9 protein-coding genes are annotated in these 7,925 nt (G+C 65.6%); 8 read left to right on the forward strand and 1 reads right to left on the reverse strand.

Annotated elements, in window-relative coordinates:
• Window positions 1–205 precede the first annotated feature (205 nt).
• From sppA to trpB, 5 genes are all read left to right on the forward strand, one after another.
• Window positions 206–1,186, forward strand: coding sequence for a signal peptide peptidase SppA (gene sppA, locus JQ632_RS38520; protein WP_212407938.1), 981 nt, complete (start codon window positions 206–208; stop codon window positions 1,184–1,186).
• A 173-nt stretch (window positions 1,187–1,359) separates the two neighbouring features.
• Window positions 1,360–1,662: an integration host factor subunit beta gene (locus JQ632_RS38525; protein WP_140980679.1), complete on the forward strand. Its 303-nt coding sequence runs from the start codon at window positions 1,360–1,362 to the stop codon at window positions 1,660–1,662.
• Between the two features lie 72 nt (window positions 1,663–1,734).
• Window positions 1,735–2,151 (forward strand): lipopolysaccharide assembly protein LapA domain-containing protein, encoded by a 417-nt coding sequence (locus tag JQ632_RS38530; RefSeq protein ID WP_212407939.1) that lies wholly within the window; start codon window positions 1,735–1,737, stop codon window positions 2,149–2,151.
• A gap of 64 nt (window positions 2,152–2,215) precedes the next feature.
• Entirely contained in the window at window positions 2,216–2,875 is a 660-nt protein-coding gene (locus JQ632_RS38535; protein ID WP_212407940.1) for a phosphoribosylanthranilate isomerase, read from the forward strand.
• Complete coding sequence (gene trpB / locus JQ632_RS38540; RefSeq protein ID WP_212407941.1) at window positions 2,872–4,089, forward strand: tryptophan synthase subunit beta; 1,218 nt, start codon at window positions 2,872–2,874, stop codon at window positions 4,087–4,089. The genes JQ632_RS38535 and trpB overlap by 4 nt, the downstream gene beginning before the upstream one ends.
• Before the next feature lie 79 nt (window positions 4,090–4,168).
• On the opposite strand, the gene JQ632_RS38545 is transcribed toward trpB, so the two are convergent.
• Window positions 4,169–4,513, reverse strand: a complete 345-nt coding sequence (locus tag JQ632_RS38545) for an endonuclease domain-containing protein (RefSeq protein WP_212407942.1) — start codon at window positions 4,511–4,513, stop codon at window positions 4,169–4,171.
• A 72-nt stretch (window positions 4,514–4,585) separates the two neighbouring features.
• Here JQ632_RS38545 and trpA point away from each other — a divergent pair, with 72 nt between their 5' ends.
• The 3 genes from trpA to JQ632_RS38560 all read left to right on the forward strand — a co-directional run bounded on the left by trpA (window position 4,586) and on the right by JQ632_RS38560 (window position 7,841).
• Window positions 4,586–5,422: a tryptophan synthase subunit alpha gene (gene trpA, locus JQ632_RS38550; protein WP_212407943.1), complete on the forward strand. Its 837-nt coding sequence runs from the start codon at window positions 4,586–4,588 to the stop codon at window positions 5,420–5,422.
• A gap of 137 nt (window positions 5,423–5,559) precedes the next feature.
• Window positions 5,560–6,501, forward strand: coding sequence for an acetyl-CoA carboxylase, carboxyltransferase subunit beta (accD, locus tag JQ632_RS38555; protein ID WP_212407944.1), 942 nt, complete (start codon window positions 5,560–5,562; stop codon window positions 6,499–6,501).
• Complete coding sequence (locus JQ632_RS38560) at window positions 6,498–7,841, forward strand: folylpolyglutamate synthase/dihydrofolate synthase family protein (RefSeq protein ID WP_212407945.1); 1,344 nt, start codon at window positions 6,498–6,500, stop codon at window positions 7,839–7,841. The genes accD and JQ632_RS38560 overlap by 4 nt, the downstream gene beginning before the upstream one ends.
• The last annotated feature ends 84 nt before the right edge of the window (window positions 7,842–7,925 follow it).

A 7,925-nucleotide genomic window follows, 5' to 3' on the forward strand; every position in this document is an offset into this window, starting at 1 on the left:
ACCGAACCGCCGTATACGGACCCGTACGTACGGTGGTGTGGGAGGGGCGGAGCTGAGAGGCTCCCCCCTATCCCGATTGCCCCGTAGTTCGTAGCCCGGACAGGCCTTCATTTCTTCAAATTGCGTCGCAATTGATGTATCCAGATAAGCCGATGGTCACGCTGTGGCTGCAAAACCTGCGCGGCCCATATTTGGAGATTTTTCGATGTCGCTCGATTCGGACATCATCGTCGATCGCCGACGAATCCGCCGCAAGCTGACCTTCTGGCGCGTCGCCGCCGCGCTGGTTGCGATCGTTGCGATCGCAGGTATTGCGCTGGTGGCCGCGCCCGGTACGCGCGGGACGTTCACCTCGGCCGGCGCGATCGCGCGCGTCAAGATCGACGGCCTGATCCGCAGCGATTCTGAACGCGTCGAGGCGCTGGAGCGGCTGGAGAATTCGCGCGCCGCCGCCGTGATCGTTCACATCAATTCGCCCGGAGGCACCACGGCCGGCTCCGAGCAGCTCTACGACTCGCTGGTGCGGCTGAAAGCGAAGAAGCCGCTCGTGGTCGTCGTCGAAGGCCTCGCCGCCTCCGGCGGCTATATCAGCGCAATCGCGAGCGACCACATCATCGCCCAGCAGAGCTCGCTGGTCGGTTCGATCGGCGTCTTGTTCCAGTATCCGAACGTTGCCGAGCTTCTGAAGACCATCGGCGTCAAGGTCGAGGAGGTGAAATCCTCGCCGCTGAAGGCCGCGCCGAACGGTTTTGAGCCGACCAGCCCCGAAGCGCGCGCCGCGCTCGATGCGCTGGTGAAGGACTCCTTCGCCTGGTTCAAGGGTCTGGTGAAGGAAAGGCGTGGCATGGATGACACGCAGCTGGAAAAAGTGGCCGACGGCCGGGTCTTCACCGGGCGGCAGGCGGTCGACCTGAAGCTGATCGATCAGCTGGGTGACGAGAAGACGGCCGTGACCTGGCTCGTCGAGCAGAAGGGCGTCAAGAAGGGCCTGCCGGTACGCGACTACAAGCTTCAATCGCGCCTCGGCGACCTGTCATTCCTGCGGGCTGCCGCCGCAATGACGCTGGAAGCGCTCGGTTTGAGCTCGATTGCGCATCAGATCGAGCAGAGCGGCGTGGCTCGGGCGGTCGATCGGCTCGGACTGGACGGGATGCTGGCACTGTGGCAACCGGCCGCATCGAATTGAAGCGGAACCGGGCGAGGGCGGGAAGGTTTTCCCGTCCGGCGGGTACTGTGACAGGCCCGTCTTTCGACCTTTGTCACGCAAATTCCCGTCACCCAATCTTGATTTAGCGTCTTGACAGTTCAAGGCATTTTCACGGAAATGGTCATCCGCACGCTCCCGGGTCCTATCTCTCGATGATCAAATCCGAACTTGTTCAGCGTATCGCCGAGCACAACCCGCACCTCTACCAGCGGGATGTCGAGAACATTGTGAATGCGATTCTCGAAGAGATCGTCGCGGCCCTGGCCCGCGGTGATCGCGTCGAGCTGCGCGGCTTCGGCGCCTTCTCAGTGAAGCATCGCCCGGCGCGCGCCGGCCGCAATCCACGCACCGGCGCCCATGTGCCCGTCGACCAGAAGAGCGTTCCGTTCTTCAAGACTGGCAAGGAAATGCGCGAGCGGCTGAACCGCGACCATCCGGATCCCGGCGGAGAATAGGCCGACATCCGGGCTTTCCAGCGTGGCCGCATGATGCGGCCACAGGCTTGATTCCAAGGCGAGCGAAGCGTCATGCGAAAATTCCTGACCGCGCTGATCCTGATTCCGCTGGGCCTGATCCTCATCGTCTTTGCGGTCGCCAACCATCATGTCGTCACGGTCTCCTTCGACCCCTTCATGGCGAACGACCCGGCCTTGTCGATTGCACTGCCGCTATTCCTGCTTCTGATCCTCGTGGCCGCGCTCGGGGTCCTTGCGGGCGGCTGTGCCGTATGGTTCGGGCAGCGGCGCTGGCGTCGCGCCGCCCGCCGGCATGAGGCGGATGCGCGCACCGTGCGGACCGAACTGGCCGGCCTGCGGGCCTCTGAGGCCGCGGCCAGGCTGGACCAGCGGCAGGATCAAAGCTACCAGCCGCAGCGCCTGCCGGCTCCCTCGGGCGCCGGCCTTTACGGCCCGGTCGGGCGAGACAAGCAGCGCGCGACGTTGTAGAAGCGGCCGCACCGAAAACCCGTTTTCCCGCCGCCGGCCGGCGGCCTCCACGCTGTTTGAGACCATGTCCCTGCTCGTCAAAATCTGTGGCCTGTCCACGCGCGAGACGCTCGAAGTGGCGCTCGACGCGGGCGCCGACATGGTGGGTTTCGTGTTCTTTCCGCCGTCCCCGCGGCACCTGTCGTTGGAGGTGGGCCGCGACCTCGGCCGCCAGGTCGGGAAGCGCGCGCTGAAGGTGGCGCTCACGGTCGACGCCGACGACGCGACGCTCGACAACATCATGGACGCGCTGTCGCCCGATATCCTGCAGCTCCACGGCAAGGAGAGCGTCGCCCGGCTGCGCGACATCAAGCAGAAATTCGGCCGTCCGGTGATGAAGGCGGTGCCGGTCGAGACCGCGGCCGATCTCGCCGTGCTGCCCGGCTATGCCGCGGTCGCCGACCGGATCCTGTTCGATGCGCGCGCGCCGAAGGATGCGACACGGCCCGGCGGGCTTGGCGCGCCCTTCGACTGGCACCTGCTCGAAAATCTCGATCTGCACGTGCCCTATATGGTCTCGGGCGGCCTGCATGCAGAGAACGTCGCGGAAGCCCTGCGCGTCACCCGCGCGGGCGGCGTCGACGTGTCCTCCGGTGTCGAGAGCGCCCCGGGCGTGAAGGATCCGGAGATGATCAAAGCCTTCATTCGCGCAAGCCGCGCCACCCAAGAGTTGAGCGTACGATGAACATCGCCAAACCAAACTCCTACCGCAGCGGCCCCGACGAGGCCGGCCATTTCGGCATTTTTGGCGGACGTTTCGTCGCCGAAACGCTGATGCCGCTGATCCTCGATCTGGAGAAGGCCTACGCCGTGGCCAAGGCCGATCCGGCCTTCCAGGCCGAGATGAACGGCTATCTCAAGAACTATGTCGGGCGTCCCTCGCCGCTCTATTTCGCCGAGCGTCTCACCGAGCATCTTGGCGGTGCAAAAATCTATTTCAAGCGCGAGGAGCTGAACCACACCGGCTCGCACAAGGTGAACAATGTGCTCGGCCAGATCATGCTGGCGCGCCGCATGGGCAAGAAGCGCATCATCGCCGAGACCGGCGCCGGTCAGCACGGCGTTGCGACCGCCACGCTGTGCGCGCGCTTCGGGCTCGAATGCGTGGTCTATATGGGCGCGGTCGACGTCGAGCGGCAGCAGCCCAATGTCATCCGCATGGAGATGCTGGGCGCAAAGGTGTTTCCGGTGCAGTCGGGCACGCGCACGCTGAAGGACGCGATGAACGAGGCGCTGCGCGACTGGGTCACCAACGTGCACAACACCTTCTATTGCATCGGCACGGTCGCAGGCCCGCATCCCTATCCGACGCTGGTGCGCGACTTCCAGTCGGTGATCGGCAACGAGACCAGGGTGCAGATGCAGGAGGTCGAGGGTCGCCTGCCGGACTCGCTCGTAGCCTGCATCGGCGGCGGCTCCAATGCCATGGGCCTGTTCCATCCCTTCCTCGACGATCCCTCGGTCGAAATTTTCGGTGTCGAGGCGGCGGGCCATGGGCTGACGCAGCTGCACGCGGCGTCGATCGCCGGCGGTCGTCCCGGCGTGCTGCACGGCAATCGCACCTATCTGCTGATGAACGAGGACGGCCAGATCCAGGACGCGCATTCGATCTCGGCCGGCCTCGACTATCCCGGCATCGGCCCGGAGCATTCCTGGCTGCATGAGATCGGCCGCGTGAAATATCTCTCGGCAACCGACGACGAGGCGCTCGAAGCATTCCAGCTCCTGTCGCGGCTCGAAGGCATCATCCCCGCGCTCGAGCCTGCGCATGCGATTGCCAAGGTGATGGAGCTCGCGCCCAAGCGGGCAAAAGATCACCTGATGGTCGTCAATCTCTCCGGCCGCGGCGACAAGGACGTCCCGCAGGTCGGCGACATCCTGAAGGGCAAGAAGAAGTGAGACGCGTGTCGCACTCTCTTCACCTCTCCCCGTCGGGGAGAGGTCGGCTGCGAAGCAGCCGGGTGAGGGGTCTATCCGCTCACTCGAACCGCAATGAGGTTTCGATCATCTCGAGCACGCCCTCGATGTTCTCGTACACGTCGGTATTCGTGACCCGAACAACAAGAAAGCCGCAGGCTTCAAGAGCCTCGGTCCGGACCTTGTCGCGCTCGATCTCCACCGGGGTGGAGTGCGTCCCGCCATCGACCTCGACGATGAGCTTTCCATCGAGCGTTACAAAATCGACGACATATCGGTCGATCGGATGCTGGCGACGAAACTTCCAGCGGGCGAGCCGCCGGTTGCGCAGCGCCTGCCAAAGCTTCGCCTCCGCACTCGTTTGCGACTCGCGAAGCCTTCGGGCCCTGGACTTGAACCTCTCCATCCCCCTCACCCGGCTGCTTCGCAGCCGACCTCTCCCCGGAGGGGAGAGGTATAGCACGGCGACTGCAGAAACATGACCACGCGTATCGACACCCGCTTTGCCGAGCTGAAGAAGCAGGGCCGCTCGGCCTTCGTCACCTTCCTGATGGCCGGCGATCCCGATCCCGCAACCTCGCTCGAGATCATCAAGGCGCTGCCGAAGGCCGGCGCCGACGTGATCGAGATCGGCATGCCCTTCACCGATCCGATGGCGGACGGCCCGTCGATCCAGGCCGCGGGCCTGCGCGCGCTCAACGGCGGCATGACGCTGAAGAAGACGCTGGAGCTGGTGCGCGGCTTCCGCAAGGGCGATGACGCGACGCCGATCGTGCTGATGGGCTACTACAATCCGATCTACATCTACGGCGTCGACAAGTTTCTCTCCGACGCCAAGACGGCCGGCGTCGACGGACTCATCATCGTCGACCTGCCGCCGGAAGAGGACGAGGAGCTTTGCAAGCCGGCGCTGAAGGCCGGTCTCAACTTCATCCGCCTGGCGACGCCGACGACCGACGACAAGCGCTTGCCGGCCGTGCTCGCGAATACGTCGGGCTTCGTCTACTACGTCTCGATCACCGGCATCACCGGTGCGGCGGCCGCCGACACCAAGGCCGTGAGCGAGGCGGTCGCCCGCATCAAGCGCCATACCAGGCTGCCGGTCTGCGTCGGCTTCGGCATCCGCACGCCGGATACGGCGCGCGCCATTGCCTCGCATGCCGACGGCGCGGTGGTGGGCACGGCGCTGGTCGATGCCCTGAAAGCGAGCCTCGATTCGCAGGGGCGTGCCACCGCCAAAACCGTTAACGCCGTTGCCGATCTGGTGGCCTCCCTGGCGCAGGGCGTCCGGGGCGCGCAGCAGGCGGCGGAATAGCCATAATTCCGCTGCCAAGACGGACCAAATGGCGGCGGACCAAACGGCGGCTTGCCGGGGGACGCCCCGGCCGCCATATATCCCTCGGGCGATCGGCAGGACCTATCGCTAAGACCGATCGCTAATCGGAGCAAACCATGAACTGGCTCACCAATGTGGTCCGGCCAAAAATCCGCAACATGCTGCGGCGGGAGACGCCGGAGAATTTGTGGATCAAGTGTCCGGATTCCGGGCAGCTCGTGTTCTACAAGGATGTCGAGGCCAACCAGTTCGTCATCCCCGGCTCGAACTATCACATGCGCATGGGCTCGGTCGCGCGGTTGAAGTCGATCTTCGACAACGAGACCTGGTTCGACGTTGCGCTGCCGGAGGTCACGGCCGATCCGCTCAAATTCCGTGACGAGAAGAAATATGTCGACCGCGTCAAGGATGCCCGCGCGCGCACCAACCTCAACGACGCGATCAAGGTCGGCTACGGCAAGCTGGAAGGCGCGGCCGTCGTGGTCGCGGTGCAGGATTTCGACTTCATGGGCGGCTCGCTCGGCATGGCCGCGGGCGAGGCGATCGTGCGCGGGCTCGAGCTCGCGGTGGAGAAGAAGTCGCCGTTCATCGTGTTTGCCGCGTCCGGTGGCGCGCGCATGCAGGAAGGCATTTTGTCGCTGATGCAGATGCCGCGCACGACGGTTGCGGTCCAGATGCTCCGCGAGGCAAAGCTGCCCTACATCGTCGTGCTCACCAACCCGACCACCGGCGGCGTCACCGCGTCCTATGCGATGCTTGGCGACGTGCAAATTGCCGAGCCCGGCGCGCTGATCGGCTTTGCCGGCGCGCGCGTGATCGAGCAGACCATCCGCGAGAAGCTGCCGGAAGGTTTTCAACGCGCCGAATATCTGAAGGAGCACGGCATGGTCGACATGGTCGTGCATCGTCACGATCTGCGTCCGACGCTGGCCCGGCTCTGCCGCATCCTGACCAAGTCGCCTGCGCTCGAAGGCGCGCCGAAATCCGCGCCGCAGGTCACCAACGCGGCGCAGATCGTGGCGGCCTCCGAGGTGGCGCCGGCCGCGCCGCACGCGTGACGCTGCCCGCCAACAGCGAAAAACCGTCGCTCGATGAATTGATCGGGCGGCTGTCGGCCCTGCATCAGAAGCGCATCGACCTTGGCCTCGAGCGGATGCACCGTCTGCTCGAGCGTCTCGGCCATCCCGAGCGCAAGGTGCCGCCGGTGATCCACATCGCCGGCACCAACGGCAAGGGCTCGACGCTCGCCTATCTCCGCGCGACGCTGGAGGCAGCAGGCCTCCGTGTCCACGCCTACACCTCGCCCTATCTGGTGCGGATCAACGAATGCTTCCGCCTCGGCCGCGCCGGTGGCGGCGTGCTGGTCGGCGACGACGAGCTGCGCGCGGCGCTGGAAGAGGTCGAGCGCGTCAATGCCGGCGAGCCCGCGACCGTGTTCGAGCTGAAGACCGCGGCCGCATTCCACCTGTTCGCGCAAAACCCGGCCGACGTGCTGCTGCTGGAGGTCGGCCTCGGCGGGCGCCTCGATTCGACCAATGTGGTCGAGACGCCGCTTGCGAGCGTCATCACGCCGATCAGCATGGATCACATGGATTTCCTCGGCGATAGCTTGACGTCGATCGCCGGCGAGAAGGCGGCGATCATCAAGCGCGGCGTGCCAGTGATCTCGGCCGAGCAGGCGCCGGAAGCGATGGCCGTGATCGAGGCGCAGGCCAGGCGCATGCGCGCGCCGCTGTTTGCGTCAGGCGAAAGCTGGCACGTGAGCGTCGAGCATGGGCGCCTGGTCTATCAGGACGATCGCGGCCTGATGGACCTCACGGCCCCGCGCCTGTTCGGTCGTCACCAGTTCGACAATGCGGGCCTCGCGATCGCGACGCTGCGCGCGATCCCCGCGTTCAAGATCAACCATGCTGCCTACGAGGCCGGCATCGTCGGCGCCGAATGGCCGGCACGGATGCAGCGCATGACCTCGGGCGCACTGCTCGGCTGGGGACCGCAGGCCTCCGAAATCTGGCTCGATGGCGGGCACAATGCCGAGGGCGGCCGCGTGGCGGCCGCAGCGCTTGGCGATCTCGAGGAGCGGGTGTCGCGACCGCTGGTGGTGATCGCGGGCATGATGGCTAACAAGGACGCGCAGGCGTTTCTCGCCAATTTCGCCGGCCTCACCCGCCACATCATCGCGGTGCCGATCCCGGCCATGGAAAATGCGATGCCGGCCGACCGGCTCGCGGATGCCGCGCGCAGCCTCGGCATGCGCGTCGAGATCATGCCCGGCATCGAAGCCGCGCTGCGCGCATTGTCGCGGCTCGCCTACGAAGTCCCGCCGCGCATCCTGATCACGGGCTCGCTCTATCTCGCCGGCCACGTGCTCGCGCTCAACGGCACGCCTCCTGCATAGCGGTTGCGTAGATGGGGTAACGGGCCCCCTCGGCCTTCCAACCAAGCCGCGCTAGCTACGGCGCGATTTGGTGGCGCGCGTCGC

Source organism: Bradyrhizobium liaoningense, from assembly GCF_018130955.1.
GTDB classification, from domain to species: domain Bacteria; phylum Pseudomonadota; class Alphaproteobacteria; order Rhizobiales; family Xanthobacteraceae; genus Bradyrhizobium; species Bradyrhizobium liaoningense_C.

Coding starts and splice junctions, on each gene's coding strand:
- sppA (WP_212407938.1), top strand. CDS start 206: ATGTCGCTCGATTCGGACATCATCGTCGATCGCCGACGAATCCGCCGC.
- JQ632_RS38525 (WP_140980679.1), top strand. CDS start 1,360: ATGATCAAATCCGAACTTGTTCAGCGTATCGCCGAGCACAACCCGCAC.
- JQ632_RS38530 (WP_212407939.1), top strand. CDS start 1,735: ATGCGAAAATTCCTGACCGCGCTGATCCTGATTCCGCTGGGCCTGATC.
- JQ632_RS38535 (WP_212407940.1), top strand. CDS start 2,216: ATGTCCCTGCTCGTCAAAATCTGTGGCCTGTCCACGCGCGAGACGCTC.
- trpB (WP_212407941.1), top strand. CDS start 2,872: ATGAACATCGCCAAACCAAACTCCTACCGCAGCGGCCCCGACGAGGCC.
- JQ632_RS38545 (WP_212407942.1), bottom strand. CDS start 4,513: ATGGAGAGGTTCAAGTCCAGGGCCCGAAGGCTTCGCGAGTCGCAAACG.
- trpA (WP_212407943.1), top strand. CDS start 4,586: ATGACCACGCGTATCGACACCCGCTTTGCCGAGCTGAAGAAGCAGGGC.
- accD (WP_212407944.1), top strand. CDS start 5,560: ATGAACTGGCTCACCAATGTGGTCCGGCCAAAAATCCGCAACATGCTG.